Source organism: Shewanella aestuarii (genome assembly GCF_011765625.1).
GTDB lineage: Bacteria > Pseudomonadota > Gammaproteobacteria > Enterobacterales > Shewanellaceae > Shewanella > Shewanella aestuarii_A.
Map to the genome: position 1 here is coordinate 720,851 of NZ_CP050313.1, position 17,526 is coordinate 738,376.

Annotated in this window: 13 protein-coding genes; 6 read left to right on the top strand and 7 right to left on the bottom strand. The window is 42.6% G+C overall.

The window, feature by feature from the left end; all coding sequences use genetic code 11:
- Nucleotides 1–69: 69 nt before the first annotated feature.
- From HBH39_RS03340 to HBH39_RS03350, 3 genes are read right to left on the bottom strand one after another with little or no spacing between them, the layout of a single operon-like run.
- Nucleotides 70–1,845, bottom strand: a complete 1,776-nt coding sequence (locus HBH39_RS03340) for a polyamine aminopropyltransferase (protein WP_167675607.1) — start codon at nt 1,843–1,845, stop codon at nt 70–72.
- Between the two features lie 4 nt (nt 1,846–1,849).
- Nucleotides 1,850–2,749: a DUF350 domain-containing protein gene (locus HBH39_RS03345; protein WP_167675609.1), complete on the bottom strand. Its 900-nt coding sequence runs from the start codon at nt 2,747–2,749 to the stop codon at nt 1,850–1,852.
- 16 nt (nt 2,750–2,765) lie between these two features.
- Entirely contained in the window at nt 2,766–3,734 is a 969-nt protein-coding gene (locus HBH39_RS03350) for a hypothetical protein (protein WP_167675611.1), read from the bottom strand.
- A 145-nt stretch (nt 3,735–3,879) separates the two neighbouring features.
- Here HBH39_RS03350 and glnE point away from each other — a divergent pair, with 145 nt between their 5' ends.
- From glnE to HBH39_RS03370, 4 genes are all read left to right on the top strand, one after another.
- Nucleotides 3,880–6,735 carry a bifunctional [glutamate--ammonia ligase]-adenylyl-L-tyrosine phosphorylase/[glutamate--ammonia-ligase] adenylyltransferase gene (gene glnE, locus HBH39_RS03355; RefSeq protein ID WP_167675613.1) on the top strand — a complete coding sequence of 952 codons (2,856 nt, stop codon included), beginning with the start codon at nt 3,880–3,882 and terminating at the stop codon, nt 6,733–6,735.
- A 97-nt stretch (nt 6,736–6,832) separates the two neighbouring features.
- Complete coding sequence (locus HBH39_RS03360) at nt 6,833–7,798, top strand: sensor domain-containing diguanylate cyclase (protein WP_167675615.1); 966 nt, start codon at nt 6,833–6,835, stop codon at nt 7,796–7,798.
- A 186-nt stretch (nt 7,799–7,984) separates the two neighbouring features.
- On the top strand, nt 7,985–8,269 hold the full coding sequence (locus HBH39_RS03365) for a DUF3081 family protein (protein ID WP_167675617.1): 285 nt from the start codon (nt 7,985–7,987) through the stop codon (nt 8,267–8,269).
- A gap of 183 nt (nt 8,270–8,452) precedes the next feature.
- Entirely contained in the window at nt 8,453–9,337 is an 885-nt protein-coding gene (locus HBH39_RS03370) for a polymer-forming cytoskeletal protein (RefSeq protein WP_167675619.1), read from the top strand.
- Nucleotides 9,338–9,358: 21 nt separating this feature from the next.
- Here the strand turns inward: HBH39_RS03370 and HBH39_RS03375 are convergent, their stop codons facing one another.
- From HBH39_RS03375 to HBH39_RS03390, 4 genes are all read right to left on the bottom strand, one after another.
- Nucleotides 9,359–10,951 (bottom strand): M16 family metallopeptidase, encoded by a 1,593-nt coding sequence (locus HBH39_RS03375; protein ID WP_167675621.1) that lies wholly within the window; start codon nt 10,949–10,951, stop codon nt 9,359–9,361.
- On the bottom strand, nt 10,952–12,391 hold the full coding sequence (locus tag HBH39_RS03380; protein ID WP_167675623.1) for a M16 family metallopeptidase: 1,440 nt from the start codon (nt 12,389–12,391) through the stop codon (nt 10,952–10,954).
- A 119-nt stretch (nt 12,392–12,510) separates the two neighbouring features.
- Nucleotides 12,511–13,428 carry a L,D-transpeptidase family protein gene (locus tag HBH39_RS03385; RefSeq protein WP_167675625.1) on the bottom strand — a complete coding sequence of 306 codons (918 nt, stop codon included), beginning with the start codon at nt 13,426–13,428 and terminating at the stop codon, nt 12,511–12,513.
- Nucleotides 13,429–13,837: 409 nt separating this feature from the next.
- Nucleotides 13,838–14,764, bottom strand: coding sequence for an LpxL/LpxP family Kdo(2)-lipid IV(A) lauroyl/palmitoleoyl acyltransferase (locus HBH39_RS03390; RefSeq protein ID WP_167675628.1), 927 nt, complete (start codon nt 14,762–14,764; stop codon nt 13,838–13,840).
- Between the two features lie 104 nt (nt 14,765–14,868).
- Between HBH39_RS03390 and hldE the strand changes: the two genes are divergently transcribed.
- Together hldE and HBH39_RS03400 are read left to right on the top strand one after the other, a co-directional pair.
- Nucleotides 14,869–16,299 (top strand): bifunctional D-glycero-beta-D-manno-heptose-7-phosphate kinase/D-glycero-beta-D-manno-heptose 1-phosphate adenylyltransferase HldE, encoded by a 1,431-nt coding sequence (gene hldE, locus HBH39_RS03395; protein ID WP_167675630.1) that lies wholly within the window; start codon nt 14,869–14,871, stop codon nt 16,297–16,299.
- Complete coding sequence (locus HBH39_RS03400) at nt 16,250–17,272, top strand: hypothetical protein (RefSeq protein WP_167675632.1); 1,023 nt, start codon at nt 16,250–16,252, stop codon at nt 17,270–17,272. The genes hldE and HBH39_RS03400 overlap by 50 nt, the downstream gene beginning before the upstream one ends.
- Nucleotides 17,273–17,526 lie beyond the last annotated feature (254 nt).

Consider the following 17,526-nt stretch of genomic DNA (forward strand, 5'->3'; position numbering starts at 1 on the left):
TTATTGACATATTATGTCTGCGAATAAAGATAGCACCTAGACATAATATGTCAAGCGCTATCTGGTCCATTAAAAAAGATTCATCACTTCATTGTCTGACCAAGCGGCTAAATGATAGTGATATAACTGCAGTGAACCTATGGTGTTCACATTAATATTTTGTTTATCATCATAAAAATTTGCCGGAAATTCAAAGGCGCCTTTGATTAAGCCCAGTGTTAGCCAATCATCTTGTATTGGCATCTTGTCGAGCTTTGTTAATCGTTGAGCAGGGCTTGCGCCATGTTTACTGGCAATACTCCAGCCCCATTCGCCAAAGCTTGGTACGTTATGGTGATATTGATCGACATTAAAACCTGCAGCTTGCAAGGTTTTTCCGATCGAAATAAACGCCTTTGGTGCATGATATGGAGAGGTTGATTGTACCGTGACAACGCCATCGGCGCTGAGGAGTTCATTGAGTTTTCGATAAAATAAATCAGAATAAAGCTTATTTAAATCCGGATGGCTTGGGTCAGGCAAATCAACAATGATGGCATCAAAATGTTGACCTGACTGGATCAGTTTGTCGACACCATTAAAAGCATCATCATGGATTAACGTCAGCCTAGGGTCATTCAAACTATTGTCATTAAGCGCTAACAAGACTTGGCTTAAAAAGGCAGGCATATCATCAGGAGGCGCTTTGAAAAGGCTAACCAAGTCTTTGTCTAAATCCATTAATGTGACGCTTTTAGGCTGCCATGCAAGCACCTGTTTTAAGCCTAGGCCATCTCCACCACCAATAATTAATACCTTATCGTGTCGGGCGCTGGCAGCTAAGGTTGGGTGAACTAAAAAGCTATGATAGATATGCTCGTCACTACTTGAGAACTGCAAGCGGCCGTTAATATACAAATTGTAAACGGGGGCTAAACCATTACCCCGTAAACGCTCAGTAAATGTGAGTTGCTGAAAACGAGTGGCTTTGGCATAAACCACCTTATCTTTGTATAGCAGATTATTAAAATGTTGTTCCCACTGTGGCCCTTTGGAGGCCAGTACGCCAATACAAACACTGGCAACGATATGACCCAATAGCAATAATTTTGCATGGTTAATCTTGTGCCAAAAACGCACAATAAAGATAAATCCTGCAATTAAATTCACACTGGCGGTGAGTGCCGCGGCCAGTTGAATATCAATGGCCAGCATAAAGCCAACCCAAATAGCGGCACCTACCCCTGCGCCAATATAATCTGCGCCGTAAATTGTACCAGCATTATGAAGTAAATGAGCTTCTGAAAGAGACTGGCGGACTCTGGCGATCAGTGGAATTTCCATGCCGATCATTAAGCCAAGTAACACTCCCCAAGCATAAGGTAGGTATTCGCTGAGTGCTTGCAGCGTGGCAATAAAGCCACCATTTGGTAAGGTATCAGCAGGTAGGCCCAAGTTATTGGCAATAGCCAGTGGTAATTGTTGGCCAAAACCAATGACAGCAGCGGTAATGATAATGGCAAATGAGCCGCATAAGGCTACGGTCAGCTCTAATATGGCAAAGCCGGTAAAGGCGCATTTTATTTTACGGGCGGCGAATGCCCCAACTCCCATAGAAACAATCATTAAGCCAATCATGGTGTAAATGGCGGCTTCTAAGGCGCCTAAAATACGCCCAGCGTAATGAGAGAGTAAGTACTCATATATCAGACCGCAGCCAGCTAGTAGCGCCATAATGCCAAGTAACAAGGCATCATCAAACCAAGCGAGCCTTTTTTGTGCAGGATGAGAGGAGGCTTCAGTACTTTGCTTGAAGCCCCCTTTTACAGGCTGAGTTGGATCAGCTTCAAGCAAAGTGTCAGACATAAGGTTACGCCATTAACGCCGTTAAAATAAGGGCGACGGCAATGCTTATGGCCATTTCAACCGCAGCAATACCAATGTTATGTTGCAGTTCAACTTCTTGAGCTAAGTTAATGCCTGCTAGTACTAGCTTTTTAACGATGGCAATCACTATGGTCATTAGGACTAACATGATAATCGAGAATACTAACCAGCCAATAATATTGCTGACATAAGCGGTTGGAATGTAGTGAATAAAGTGGCTTGCGGCATTAAAGCTTAATGCCATGGCAATCATATAACCACTGTGGCGCAGGGCTAATGCTGTTTGCCCTTGTTTTAAGGCTTCTTGCATTGAGGCATTTTGATTACGCTTGGCGTAGCGGTTTTCACGAAAACGAGTTAACAGTACTAAAATTAACTGCGAGACAATAAAGGCACTGAAAATAGCAATAAAGGTATCAATAGTTATATCTTCAGCCCACATGAGTACGGCGCGAATAATAATTGCAGTGGCAATCGCAGCAGCGGCATCAACTACGGCAACCGAAATATTGCCCTTTAAAATTTCATCATTTTTAGCAAATTCATTTAAAGCCACTTTGTCATGTAAAAAGCGTCCAAGCTTAATGAGCACTAAGCCAAAAATACCATATGCACTCATGCCAATCGCTTCGGTAACATAAGAGCTGGCAGCTTCACCTGTGATAGCGCCTGTGAGCACTATACCTAACGCGGCTACGGCACCTGCGGTACTTATCCCAAAGGCAAAGTTATCACGTTCAGCGAGCTCTTTACTGCTGTTGACATTGACGGTCCATCCTTGCAGATAACGCATTAAGGCTAGTAGGACAATTGCGATAGCCAAGTCAATGGCAAGAATAATTAAAAGTGGCTGGGTAATGCCATATTGTTCAAGAAATGTCATGGTTAATCCTACCTATTTACTTGCCGCGACTAATACCGCGAGTGGTGCGGCTAGTTGAATTACGGAAACTGCTAGTTTTAGAGTAATTTGAGCGAAATTTGCTACTGCTGGCCGTACGCGTTGTGGTACTTGCCTTGGGCGCGCTGGTACTTTGGCGCGATAGACTGGTTGAGCCTGTGCGGGTTTTGGCATACGGGCTGTTGAATCGTTTGCCTTGTGAGTCAAAACGCTTTTTAGTTTGAGCAAAGGTTTTCTCTTGCGCCGTAGCTTGTTTGGGTGATGTATAACGATAGCGGCCAACGTCGTTGTAATAGCTGTAACCACGGCGATTAGACCAGTTATCGTAGGCTATAGGGCGATTAAAGATGTTCGAGAACATCGAATACATGCCATACCACGCCCAAAAAGACATACCATTTGAGCCAGTTTGCCAACTCCCATAATTAGGATTGCCTACCAGTTGACTACCAGGGCCAAAATCATCTTCACTATTTGCCAGTGCAGCCGCCTCGCGGCTGATAGCATTAACTCGGGCTAATTTGCCCTGAGACATATCGGCAATGACATTCAATGGATCTGACAACATATCATTAAATAATGCGCTATCAGCCGCTTGATACACATTTTCTGCTTCAGCAAGTTGTTGGTCTAAATCCATATAGTTGGCAGCGTTTGATAGCTCAGCATTGCGACGCTTAAGCGACAAAAACATCGGTCCACTTGCCGTCGCATCTAATGCTAATTCATTTAATAATGGGGCTAAATCGCTGCGCTGTTGGCTTAAAATTTGGCTGTATTGTTTCAGCAATGTCGCATTACGTAACTGACCATTTTCGAGCCCGTTTTGAAGCTGATTGAGTCGCTGTTCTGTCAATTGTTGATATTTTGCGATTTGCTCAGGTCGATCATCACCACAACCGCTTAGACTCAATCCGATTAATAAGGTGAAAATTAACGTGAATACACGGGGGAACTTGCCAGCCATGTTTTCTCCAAGTGTTATAAAATTCATGTGCGTTCGTCGCAGGTTATAGTAATCTGGAAACAATTTTATAGATATCTGCGATCAATATATCAGTAGCAAGACATATTATGTCAAGTTAATAATCGATTAAAGGAACATTATCGCCATGCCATCTCAAAGTAACAAGGTTTTATCTGCACAAATCCAACACACCGCAGAAAGTTACTGGTCAAGATTAGTCGACCTCTGGCCTGAGGCCGTTCACGTATTAACTGCGGTGCAACAAGCTGAGTTAAAAACCATAATGGGGTTAAGCGATTACATCGCTGAACAGCTTTGTCGTCATCCTCAGTGGATTGTTGAGTTATTTTCTGGCTTATTAAATGAAGTGGTCCGCACTGACTTTGACAAAGAACTGCATGAAATATTGATGGATTTAACCAGCGAAGATGCAGTGAAATCAGCACTTAGGCAATACCGTAACAAGCAAATGGTGCGTTTAGCATGGCGAGATTTTGCCAATTACTCCAAGCTTGAAGAAGCCTTGATTGATTTATCGTCTTTGGCTGAAGCCTTGGTTATTGCAGGCCGAGATTGGCTATATCAAGATGCCTGTAAGCAATTGGGTACCCCAACTGATGCTGAAGGCAAACCGCAGCCTTTATTAATTTTAGGTATGGGTAAGTTAGGCGGTCGTGAACTTAACTTTTCATCGGATATTGATTTAATTTTTACCTTTCCTGAGCATGGTGAAACTGTTGGCGGCCGCCGTGCTATTGATAACCAGCAGTTTTTTATTCGCATGGGACAACGTTTAGTTAACCTGCTTGACCAAGTGACTGTCGATGGTTTTGTTTTTCGGGTGGATATGCGTTTACGTCCCTATGGCGAAAGCGGACCGTTAGTTGTCAGTTTTGCCGGTCTTGAAGATTATTACCAAGAACAAGGTCGTGACTGGGAGCGATATGCCATGGTCAAAGCGCGTGTGTTAGGGCCATGGACTCAACACTGTGATGACTTGCACGATTTATTGCGCCCTTTTGTTTACCGTCGTTATATCGATTTTTCTGCCATCGAATCATTGCGTAAAATGAAGCAAATGATCGCGCAAGAAGTACGTCGCCGCCAACTAACCGACAATATCAAACTGGGTGCTGGTGGTATTCGCGAGGTTGAGTTCGTTGTGCAAAGTTTTCAGCTTATTCGTGGTGGGCGCGAGCCTGCATTACGTCAGCAGAGTTTATTTGGTGCTATCGATACCTTATACAGCTTAGGTCAATTAGAGTATTTGGCGGTCGATGAGCTAAAGCACTCTTATGTGCTGTTGCGCCGAGTTGAAAACTTATTGCAAGCCATTGCTGACAAGCAAACTCAAACGCTGCCTTCGGCTGATTTAGACTGGCAGCGCTTATGTTACAGCTTAAATATGGCCAATGAGACTGATTTACGAACTCATATTGAAGCGGCAATGGCCAAGATTCATGCGCACTTTAATGCCACTGTCGGTGGTGGAGATTCCCATGAGCATAGCGATCACTGGACAAGTTTATTTTGGAATCTGCAACAAGATGAGCATGCGGATAGTCTATTGCAAGAGCAGCAAATAGAAGATACCGAGCTATGGCCGCTAATTAGCGAGTGGCGAGCGACGGTTGCTAAGCGCTCCATTGGCCCGCGTGGGCGTGAAACCCTCGATAAACTGATGCCTAAGCTACTTGAAGAGTTAATGACTCAAGCTAAGCCAAGTGCCGCATTTAAGCCTGTGTCAAAGGTGTTAGACAAAATATTAACCCGCACAACCTACCTTGAATTACTGTGTGAAAACCCAGGTGCACGTCAGCAATTAGTGAGCCTATGTTGTGCCAGCCCGTGGATTGCCAAAGAACTGGCTAACTTCCCGATGTTACTCGATGAGCTAATTGATCCTGCTCAGCTTTATGACATTACCTCCATTGATGATTACCCCAGTGAGCTGCGTCAATATTTACTGCGGGTGCCTGAAGATGATATGGAGCAGCAAATGGAAGCTTTGCGGCAGTTTAAACTGTCGCAGCAGCTTAAAATTGCCGCAGCCGATGTCACTGGGGTATTGCCTGTTATGCAGGTGAGTGATCATTTAACCTTTTTAGCGGAAGCCATTATTGAGCAAGTGGTGTTGCAGGCATGGCATCAAATTGCACAACGCCATGGCGTGCCCCAAGGCACTAGCACTAGCAATATGGGCTTTGCAGTGATTGGTTACGGTAAACTTGGCGGAATAGAGTTAGGTTATGGCTCTGACTTAGACTTAGTTTTTTTACATGGTAGTCAGCAAACCGGTGTCACAGATGGCGATCGTCCTATTGATGCTGGTCACTTCTATTTGAAACTAGCGCAGCGAATTGTGCATTTATTTGCCACTCGGACAACCTCAGGTGAGTTATATGAAGTGGATATGCGCCTAAGACCTTCCGGGGCATCAGGCTTATTAGTCAGTGAAATTGAACGTTTTGGTGAGTATCAATTGACTGAGGCCTGGACATGGGAACATCAGGCGTTGGTGCGTGCTCGTTTTGTGTTTGGCGATCACGAGTTAGCTCATCGATTTAGTGAATTGCGCGCTCAAATTTTACAGGTGGAACGTGACAAGAATGAACTTGCAAAAGCGGTGCGAGACATGCGGATTAAAATGCGTGACCACTTACTGAAGGTGGGGGAAGGCATATTTGATCTTAAGCAAAGCGCTGGTGGCATTGCCGATATTGAATTTATTGCTCAGTTTATGGTGCTGGCCTATGCCAATGAGCATCAAGAACTGACAATTTGGTCTGACAATGTTCGTATTTTTGAGGTGTTAGCCGATTTAGAGATCTTGCCGGTAATGGAAGCGCAGCATCTAACACAAACCTATTGTTGGCTTAGAGATCAAAATCATGAGTTAACTTTACAACAACTAAGTGGTCAATTAAGTTTTGATATTGTTAAAGATAAAACCGATTCTGTGATTGAAATTTATCGACATATACTTGAAGTTGAGTATTAAACTCTTTTCGTTGGTCTAGCGCTTTAATCCTTTTTGAGGGTGGACAATTGCAAAAGTGCTGCTTTAATTAAAGAAAAAGAACAGGTAAAAATTACTTATGCTGTGCGCGCCCACTCCTGACAATGAAGAAAGTCGCTTACAAACATTACATAATTTAAGCATATTAGATACGCCCGCCGAAGAGCGGTTTGACAGAATCACTCGTTTAGCGAAACGTTTGTTTAATGTGCCTATTTGTTTGGTGAGCTTAATTGATCGTGATCGGCAGTGGTTTAAGTCTTGCCAAGGCTTAGGTGTTCAAGAAACTGGTCGTGATATTTCGTTTTGTGGTCATGCTATTTTGCAATCAGATGTCTTTGTGGTGGAAGACACTTTTACTGATCCGCGTTTTGCTGATAATCCGCTAGTTGTTCAAGCCCCTCATATTCGTTTTTATGCTGGTTTTCCGTTATCCATGCCTAATGGAGAAAGGCTAGGTACGCTTTGTATTATTGATGAAGCCCCCAGAGTTTTTTCCGAACAAGATAGATTGTCATTAACTGATTTTGGTCGCTTGGTTGAAAATGAGTTATTAGTGATTCAACAAATATCACTTGATTCATTAACCAATCTTTCTAATCGCCGTGGTTTTGAAATGTTGGCCACGCAAACTATCGCCAATAGCGATCGTTTAGGGTTGAACACCAGTTTGATGGTTTTTGATCTAGATTACTTTAAAGACATTAACGATCAATATGGTCACAGTGAGGGTGATAAAGCTTTGCAAGCATTTGCAGCACTTTTACTTGATGGGTTTCGTGAGTCGGATGTTATCGCCCGCTTTGCTGGTGATGAGTTTATCGTGTTACTCAGTCATGAGTCTGAACTTGATGCAGCGCCAGTTGTGGCGCGCTTTACGGATTTGGTTAATCGCTATAATCAGCAAAGTGATGCTGACTACGATATTGCTTTTAGTACCGGTGTTGCGACCCGTGAGGCAAATAGCGATTTATCTTTAAATGAGTTCTTTGCGCGGGCTGACAAGGCCATGTTTCTTGTAAAAGCTGAGCATCATAAGTCTTAATCATTGTCATTTGTCACTTCCAATTATATCGTCACTTGTGGTCCACAAGAGACAGAATATCAATTCGAGTAAATAGTGAGCCTAACTGGTCATGTCTTCGTAAATATTGGCCTAGTTGTTTAATTTTTGTCGCACCATCTATATGAGTTGCCACATGTGCATAGTATAAAAATCAAATGAGGCACTATGAAAAACGAAATAGATATCCATCGAGCGTTAAACGTATTTAATAGCATTACCTCATTAGGGGAAAAACAAACCAATCACTATAGTGCCAGTTATCAGTTGTGTGGGATTGAAGCGGAAACAGATTTTGATGGTTATACCATCACATTGAGGGATGCCCAAGTTACCTTAACGATTTATTTTCATAACAAATATCAATTTGATTATCCTAATAATGACGCTTTAGATAATTTTTTGCGTCGTTTTGCTGATGTAGAAAATGTTGCCAAGAAGCGTAAAGCCTAACAAGTCTCTCTATCATTTCGCTAGGGTTTATTGTTCTGAGACATGATAAATCCTCTGTGAGCTTTTTAGCTAAGCCGCTAACTATAAAGATTAAATTGGTTAACTGCTTTATAACTCATGTTATTTGTTTTAAGCTTTGATGAAGATTAGTAACCCCAAAAAACCTCCGTCAGGGATATAAAAATGAATAATAAAACCAAGGGTATAACCTATATTGGCGCTGAAATGGCATTGAGTGGTGAAATGACTATTCATGCACCTGCTAGCATTGCAGGTAAAGTGCAAGGGGTTATTCGTTCAAGCGATCAGGTAAAAATTGAACTTGGTGGTGAAATCGATGGTGAAGTTTATTGCCAAGAGTTACGGGTTAGCGGCACTCTAAAAGGTAAGCTGTTTTGTAATAAGTTGGTTATTGTAAGCTCTGGTGTGGTTGAGGCCGATGTGTCCAGTCACGATATGGAGATTTATGATGGCGGCCAATTTATTGGTATGCGCACAAAAGGCCCAGATGCATCAGTATTACCTGCTGCAAGCGCTGCGTTGATAGCAAAAGAGCATCAACAAGTTGCCAGGGTGTCGACCACTTCTGGTGTTGAGCAATCAGCTCAAGCCGCTAGAAATGCTAAGGTTCAGTCCTCGTCTGTGGCAACTCAGCCACCATCAAATAATGCCAAAGGCACTGCAAATAAAATGATTTATGCAGTAGCGGGTGTTGCTGTTGCTGTAGGGGTGATTTGGCAATCAGGTGTATTAAGTGACACGTCTTCTGCGAAAGTATCAAGCAGTGAACCGGCACTTTTTTCTCAGGAACGTCAATTTGAACCAACCCCAAGTGTCACTGAGAAAAATGCGGCTAAATTACTCAAGGATGTTCAAGATGAGCACTATTTACTCGAACAACAAGAAGAGCTAACCAATGCCGGTTTAGCTGATGTTGATACCGCTATGGAAGATTTACATTCTATGGAAGCATCTCATGAGTTATTAGCGGAAACCGATATTGTTAGCGAGGCTATCGCTGAGCCCTCTGATGAAGCAACAGTATCACAAACCAATAATCTGGATTAACTCTCAATCTATAACCTTAGGCTATCTTTCAGCTGAAATGGTGGCTAAGGTCCAGTTTGGAAGTTTTTGCAAGATGTCGCTTTCAATTAACGCTTTATCGCCTCTGATCACAATCACTGGATTTGCAGACAAGACATGATCGGCGATGTTAGTGATATCTTGCGCGGATAACTTCTCTATTTGTGCTAGAAACTGTTGATTAGCGTTAATGGGTTTGTTGAGTAGTTGATTGTTTAAAAAGGTATTTTCTTTGCCGTTTTGGCTGTCATTTAACAAGGTTTGTTGGCCAATTAAATAAGTTTTTAGCGCATTAAGTTCACCGTCAGATATGGCTTGAGTCTGGATAAGCGACATATGAGCTAATATGCCTTCAATAAACGCCCCACTATGTTGTAAGGCGCTACTTCCATAAAACGTAAGGTATTGAGCCAGTGGCGCATCGTTACATTGGCCATAAATGCCGTAGGTTAGTCCACGAACTTCGCGTAAATCATAAAATAATCGACCACTAAAACTTCGCCCTAATAGGGCTGCTAATACCTTACAGCTTAGGCTGTTATTCATGGTGTTATTTTGGTCGCGGCTGTTTATATTACTGTTGCCGTCAATGTTGCTAGGTGACTGTTCATTCAGGCTGTAGCCTAATCTAACTTGTATTTGTACTGTGCCGGGAGCGTCAATCATGTGCAGAGTTAATGGGCGGTCTTTAGCTTTTGTTGAGTGGCTTTGGGCATGACTTGTTGGCGCTGTTCCAGTCTGCTGGAGGTTAGCAATGGTTAAGTTGCGGGTTATATATTGATTGACCTTAGTCGTTAACTGAGTGTCTGACGATGGTTTAGCTATCTGTTGATCTGTAAATACATGCCAAAAAGCATTATTGGTGGTGCGCTTGAGTAAAGCATGAATGGCTTCGGGAGAGAGCTTTTCTACCACAGCATTATTATTCAAATTGTCATAATAAGGGTGAGTTTTACCTAGTAGCTGACCAAGATAAACCTGGTTGATTTCACTGCCAGTAAATGCGCCAATATGCTTGTTGAGTTTAAGGCTATGACTCAATTTATCTATGTTGATAACGGCATTTGCTGACGTTAACCAATCACCCTGTAACAGCTCATTGATGGTAAAAAGTTGTTGCCCGATAGTTTGCTGACAATAACTTTCGATACTCAAACTGTGCATTGATGCGCTGATTTTTAGATTATCCAAACAGCTTGCTTGTTCGTCTTGGCTATTGATGGCCAACAGTTGAACATATTCATTCATGGCTTGCACTAACACATCGGGGCTATTTATTGCCTGTTGCGGGGTTAGGGCGATCACTCGCACACGGTTTAGACTGTTAAGACGAGTCTGATCTGGTTGCCATTGATGCCAATACAAATTAGCGCTGAATTTATTGGATTGAGGTAGGCTGATTGGCTTTACATCTAGGTTAACTTTAGGGGCATAACTTTGTTGGTTAAAGTTGGGTAAGCTGGGTGGGCTAATCGCAGTAAATTGAGTTGGTGCATGCTGGCATGACATTAATAAAAATACGCTAATTGCTGCGCTGATCCCTTTTTGTAATCGCTGGAATAATTGTAGTGCTTCTATCGATCGAGTTTGATCCATTTAGAGTACAGCTCCTTCTAGCGAGTCGGTCCATGATTGCGGCAACCATTCTAATAGGGTTTTAGTGAAACGAATATACCAAGGTGGTAATAGATCTAACCGTATCTGCTTATTCAATAAATATTGCTTGGCGACTCGTTGGATATCTTGCGGTGATACTTGATTTACTCTTTGCCATGGTGCAGTTAATGGCGTGAGTGTATCTCTTGCTTGGCTATTAGATAAATAAATGGCTAAGTTTTGATGATTGCTTAGTTCAGATAAATGCTTATTAATGGCTGAGGTTTTCAAGCGGCATAATGTGTCTGCCGGAATGCCTTGCTCTGCTACTTGATTAATGAGTTGAGTGATCATTTGGGTTAATGAATCAAGGGACTCATTGGCTCTGGGAACAAGCACGATATTGGTGACTCCATGCATCTCCATGGTTAATGGAATACTGTAATCAAGCAAGCTTGTACTATGTGTTTGTTGGCTTTTAGCCAGTAAACTCGCTCGATATTGGAATAAATACTGGCTTAGTAAGCTGAGTGCTTCAGCATCAATATGCTGCCGTCCAACCGTATGCCAAGCGAGCAACACCGCAGGCCATGGGCCACGGCTATCGACAATTTCTCCGTGCTGAGCCGAAGCAGAAATGGTTAAGGGGGAAAAGTTTGCTATTGAAGCTGTTGGCTTTGGCCATTGACCAAAATAGTGCTCAATGAGTTCAGCTGTGTTGGATGCTAACTGACCCACTAAAGATAATTGCATTGCATCAGGGCGATAGAATGTTTGGTGAAATTGCTGCAAGCTTTGTGCAGTTGCGGCCTTCACGTCTTGTGCACTGCCAATAATGGCGTGATCGTAAGGGGTATTGTTTACTTGCTTAAGTAAAAATTCCATCGCTTTACGAATATAAGGTTGGTTATCTATGCTGCCCGCCATCTCCTCTAATACCGCACCTTGTTGGTTGGTCACGCTGTTGGGGCTGATGATTGGCCTGATAAAGCGGTCTGACTCCAGAAAAAGATTTAATTCAATAGCTTGGCTAGGATAGGTGGCATAATAATTGGTGTAATCAAAATGAGTAGACGCATTAAAACGTGCTCCAACTGCGCTCATCTGCTGGGGGTAGGTTGCAATACTGGCTTGTTCACTGCCTTTAAATAACAGATGTTCAAATAGGTGGGCGTAGCCAGTTTGCCCCTGCTGTTCATTGCGAGAGCCAACCGCAAACTGGCTGGCAATACTGACACTTTGGCTATCAACTTGTTGCAGCAAACGCACTTGTATGCCGTTTTCGAGTTGATAATAATCTATTTGCTGCTCAATTTGGCTTAATGCGGTTAATTGTGGCGTCATGTCGCATAGGTTTGTCGCATAAGCGGTTTGTCCGGCTCCCAGCAATAGCAATCCTGCAAGGATTTTGTATATCAACTCACTGTTTATTATTGCCATTTTAACATCAGTTATTTTGTCATTATCTTTAAAATAGCTTAACTGAAACAAAAACGGCTTGCATCAATTGCAAGCCGAATAAGTTATTTATGAACTATTTGATAGTCAGTAATAAAGCGTTAAGGATTAATCCGAGTCGGAATGCCGTTGCGCTGCTCTAACAAACGTTTTAATACAAATGAATCGGTATCAGGATGCGCAAGAAAACGTGTAATGGTTTTATCCAATGTTAAGGACACGGGCTCGTTAGATTCAAATTCATCTTGGGTGCGTGATAGGGGTTGGTGCACTTCAAGGTAGCGATTACCGTCGAGTTCTTCGGTGGCCTTGATCGGTTGATTGATAAACTCCACCCGGGTGCCTACGGGCACGCTACTGAATAAATGCTCGATGTCTTCATTGCGTAAGCGCACGCAGCCTTGACTGACACGCAGCCCAATACCAAAGGTGGCATTGGTGCCATGAATCGCATATAAATTACCTACATATAGCGCAAATAAACCCATTGGGTTATCAGGACCCGCTGGCCATACGTCAGGTAATATAATGCCATTGGCAGCGTATTCTTTACGCATACGGGCGGTTGGAGTCCAAGTGGGATTTGCGCGTTTACGTTGCACTTTGGTGACCCAGTTTTCAGGGGTGTCTTTGCCAATTTGTCCTATACCAATAGGTAACACTTCGACAATGTTTTTACCCTTAGGATAATAATACAGTCGCATTTCGGCTGAGTTGATGACAATCCCTTCACGCTTAGTGTCAGGTAAAATCAGTTGGTGAGGGATCACCAGCGTGCTGCCAGGTTTAGGTAAAAAAGGGTCTACCCCAGGGTTGGCTTCAAGTAAGTTAGTTAACCCAAGTTGAAATTGCGCCGCAATATCTTCAAGCGTGAGTTTCCCTTCCGGTACAACATAATATTGGTTTTCACCAACGAGGCGATTGCCTTTTGCTGGCAAACGGTACTCGATAGCAAAGCTATTCAAGCTTATCACCGCAGCAGTTGCAGCTATAAAAATGGTTTTTACAAGATTTAACATAGCGCTTGGGGGTTCCTATGTATCGTTCAGTCGAAATAGGGCGTGTATATACCAATCGTAATAAACAACGGCTCATTCTAGCTTAAGACATCATCTGTTAACGGGGTTAGATTTTTTGATTATAGAATAACTACTTATCGAAAAATCTGCCTTATTATCAAAGGGGGTTCCTAAACTATTTTTGTTCACTTATTTACTGTGATTGTATTTGCACATAAAAGTTGGCGGATCGTCACTTATTCAGGGTTAAATTTCAACCCTTTTCCCTATGATGTACTTTTTTTAATGTCGCAATCGCCATTGATTAAGATGTTGGTTTTCAAGTTTTATCTTTTCTCTACGAACATAACTTAGTTAGTAAGTCCTTTTGACATTTAAAACACCTGCTAGTGGCAGGTGTTTCAGTGGGTTATTTATATAGCGATGGGGTGCTTTTATCGGGGCGGGTTTTAAAGCGACGGTGTAACCACATATATTGCGATGGATTGCGGCTGATGATTTGCTCAACAATTTGATTGCCGCGCAATGCATCTTCAAGCTCATTTTCACCGGGAAAGTTATCCAATGGCGGCATAATTTCAATCTTGTAACCTTTGTCGTCTGCGGTCCGTTCAACAAAAAATGGCAGAACATTAGCTTTGCCTAATTTTGCCAGTGACGTTGCTCCGGTAATAGTGGCAGCATCTGGTACGGCAAAAAATGGAATAAACACGGCACTTGAACGGCCAAAATCTTGGTCGGCCGTATACCAAATGACATCCGGCGCCCGTAAGCTGCGGATCATCTGGCGCACATCTCTTTTGGGCACTAACCCTTTGTTGGAGCGTAATCGACCTTTTACCTGCAGATATTCCATTACCGGATTATTGTGTGGTCGATATACACCAATACCCGGTTGAAATTGGCCAAAAATTCGCGCGCCCATTTCTAAGGGTAAACAATGCACTGCAAATAGAATGACCCCTTTACCATTGTCTAAGCTATTTCTGACATGCTCTTGGCCGGATATTGTCATATGTTGCTGAATTTTTTCATCAGACCACCACCACGCATTGATAGTATCAAACAGGGCTTTACCGGTTTCTTCAAAGTTTTTGGTCAGCAGTTTTTGTTGTTCATCTTTAGGCATGTCAGGAAAACATAATTCAAGATTACGTTGAGCTGTATGTTTACGGCTGCTAGCAACCGCCATAACAAGTCGCCCCAATCCTTTGCCAAGTTTCATTTGAACAGATAAAGGCAGCAATTGAGTTGCCCGCATTAAGATGACACCTAGCCACAGTAACCAATATTTAGGGTGATACAATTTGCTAGTAAATTCGGCTTTTTCGACCACAAATCACTCGTCTTTATAACTAAAAATATTTCATATTCTAACTCATTTCTTGCTGAAAATTAGGTACAATCTGGGTAATTTTTGCAACAAACAGTGAAAACATTATGAAGGTTTCTCTTCCTGCTTTTGAAAATGCCCGCGTTTTAGTGCTTGGCGATGTGATGCTTGACCGTTATTGGGTTGGGCCAACGGGTCGCATTTCTCCTGAAGCGCCAGTTGCGGTGGTTAAGATTAACCAGATTGAAGATCGCCCTGGTGGCGCGGCTAACGTTGCATTAAACGTGGCGACTTTAGGAGGGCAAGTTAAGCTTGCTGGAATTGTGGGTGATGACGACAATGCGCAGGCATTAACCTTAGGCGTGCAAACTTTAGGGGTGCAACCACAATGGTTAACGGTTGAAGATAAGCCAACGATTACCAAGTTAAGAGTGTTATCACGCAATCAGCAGTTAATTCGTTTAGATTTTGAAGAGCCCTTTGCCGCCCAAGATAGCCAAGCCTTATTTGCCCAAGCTGAGACATTACTTGATGATGTGGATGTATTGGTGTTATCTGATTATGCTAAAGGCGCAATTAATAATCCTCAAGCCTTTATTGCTAAAGCTCGTGCCAAAGGCGTGACCGTATTAGTTGACCCTAAAGGTAGCGATTTTGGTAAGTATCATGGCGCATCATTAATTACGCCGAACATGAGTGAGTTTGAAGCCGTTGTTGGTACGGTAACTTGTGAAGATGACTTAATCGAAAAAGCTCAGGCATTAATTAAACAACATGATTTTAAGGCTATATTGGTCACGCGTTCTGAGAAAGGCATGACCTTGATCAGTAAAGACGAACCAGAATTGCACATACCTACCGTGGCCCGTGAAGTGTTTGATGTGACGGGAGCTGGTGATACGGTGATTTCTGCGCTAGCAACCTCTATTGCAGCAGGTTCCACACTTGCTCAAGCCTGTGCCATTGCCAATACTGCCGCTGGTGTGGTGGTGGGCAAGCTAGGCACCTCAACTGTTAGCCGCATTGAGTTGATTAACGCGCTTAATATTCGTGATGGCGAGTCAGGCTTTGGTGTGCTCAGTGAAGACCAACTGGCCTATGCCATCGAGCAGGCCAAACTTCGCGGCGAAAAAGTGGTCATGACCAATGGCTGCTTTGATATTTTACATGCAGGGCATGTGAGTTATTTAAAGCAAGCTAAAGCCTTAGGTGACAGGCTGATTGTTGCTGTTAATGACGATGCTTCTGTTAAGCGTTTAAAAGGAGAAGGCAGACCTGTTAATCAGGTTGATCGCCGTATGGCTGTACTGGCAGGTTTGGCGTCTGTTGATTGGGTTGTCCCTTTTAGCGAAGATACCCCGCAGCGAATTATCTCAAGATTATTACCTGACTCATTAGTTAAAGGTGGCGACTATAAGGTTGAAGAGATCGCTGGTGGTGCGGAAGTGATCGCCAATGGCGGTTGTGTAGAAGTGCTTGGTTTTGAAGATGGCGTGTCTACTACAGCGATTATTCAAAATATTATGGCGAATAAGTAGTTTGTTGCTGGCCAGTGGCAGCATTAAACAAACAAGTCAGCGCCAATTGCTGATTTGTTTGTTTATATTGATGATGGCATTGCTGAGCGGTTTTGTATCCGCTACACCATCAAAAGGTGTCGCTAAAGACCGCTCTGCTTCACTCGATCCGCTAAACATTCACTCTGCTGAGTGGGTGAGTATATTCAATAAGAAAGCACTTATCTGTCAGCTACAACAACTCGATAGTTGCTTAACATCCCTACCTATTCATTTACAGCAACAAGCAGCTTTGTCTTCGCAAGCAATACGTTTGGCTATGGGGTTTAAAAACGCCATGGTATTAAGTGTTTCTCATGCCACAATTGCAGGGGTTATCGTGATTCAGCCTGAGCGTGAGCCAGTCAATCAGTCTGGTTTGTTAGGGGTAACTACCTATGCTATTGGCTTAAAGGATCAAGCTAGGCTGAGTTTGTGGCATGAAATAGGCCATTTACATAATATTAATTTGCAAGCCGATACTCTACCAGCGCAATTAAGTGCTTACCAACATGAGTGGTTAGCTGATGTGTACTTATTGTGGCGAATAGCCCAAGAAGGCGTTGGGTTAGAGTTTGCTTGGCAACAATTGCATCGTCGTAATTTAGCCGTGATTCAAGACAGTGAAAATTTGTCTCATTGGAGTTCACCTCAATTACAGTTTTTACTGCAACGATTTGATAGTAAAGCTTTGCAGGAATATAGCGATTACGCTCACTTTATTGCTGATGTTTATCCACTTTTACCCAATTACACTTCGCGAGAGATTGCTGAGTATTCTAGTTTAATTCAGCGCACATTTGGCTCTGGAGTTGTACAGCCCTTACCTAATTACATGTATTGGCGTCATTCCAGTTTAGCGCTGGTGTTGTCACCTACATTAACGAAATTAATGGGCGAATCTGCTGCTCAAAATTGGCTAAGTCAACATTTACCCGCATTTGATAGCTTGTAAGCGTTTTCAGCTTATTTATATGATTTTTGTTGGCATTAATAATTTTGTTAGCAAATATTATTTAGCATGGCGTACCAATTAGATTGTTGAGTTTATACTCTTTGATTTTTAAGCGTAAAACTCCGGTTAATATCGATAATGTTCTGAATAGCACTGATACATAGGATAATGTATGGTTAAAAGTGTTGTTATTTTGCTTATTTTTAGCGGAATTTTCTAATTTGGTCTGGTAAGCTCATGCCCCAAATTATTAG

Excerpts from the sequence above, each read along its gene's own strand:
- HBH39_RS03380 (WP_167675623.1), bottom strand. The coding sequence starts at position 12,391 with ATGGCAATAATAAACAGTGAGTTGATATACAAAATCCTTGCAGGATTG.
- HBH39_RS03360 (WP_167675615.1), top strand. The coding sequence starts at position 6,833 with ATGCTGTGCGCGCCCACTCCTGACAATGAAGAAAGTCGCTTACAAACA.
- HBH39_RS03375 (WP_167675621.1), bottom strand. The coding sequence starts at position 10,951 with ATGGATCAAACTCGATCGATAGAAGCACTACAATTATTCCAGCGATTA.
- HBH39_RS03340 (WP_167675607.1), bottom strand. The coding sequence starts at position 1,845 with ATGTCTGACACTTTGCTTGAAGCTGATCCAACTCAGCCTGTAAAAGGG.
- HBH39_RS03400 (WP_167675632.1), top strand. The coding sequence starts at position 16,250 with ATGGCGTGTCTACTACAGCGATTATTCAAAATATTATGGCGAATAAGT.
- hldE (WP_167675630.1), top strand. The coding sequence starts at position 14,869 with ATGAAGGTTTCTCTTCCTGCTTTTGAAAATGCCCGCGTTTTAGTGCTT.
- HBH39_RS03350 (WP_167675611.1), bottom strand. The coding sequence starts at position 3,734 with ATGGCTGGCAAGTTCCCCCGTGTATTCACGTTAATTTTCACCTTATTA.
- HBH39_RS03370 (WP_167675619.1), top strand. The coding sequence starts at position 8,453 with ATGAATAATAAAACCAAGGGTATAACCTATATTGGCGCTGAAATGGCA.
- HBH39_RS03365 (WP_167675617.1), top strand. The coding sequence starts at position 7,985 with ATGAAAAACGAAATAGATATCCATCGAGCGTTAAACGTATTTAATAGC.
- HBH39_RS03345 (WP_167675609.1), bottom strand. The coding sequence starts at position 2,749 with ATGACATTTCTTGAACAATATGGCATTACCCAGCCACTTTTAATTATT.
- glnE (WP_167675613.1), top strand. The coding sequence starts at position 3,880 with ATGCCATCTCAAAGTAACAAGGTTTTATCTGCACAAATCCAACACACC.
- HBH39_RS03385 (WP_167675625.1), bottom strand. The coding sequence starts at position 13,428 with ATGTTAAATCTTGTAAAAACCATTTTTATAGCTGCAACTGCTGCGGTG.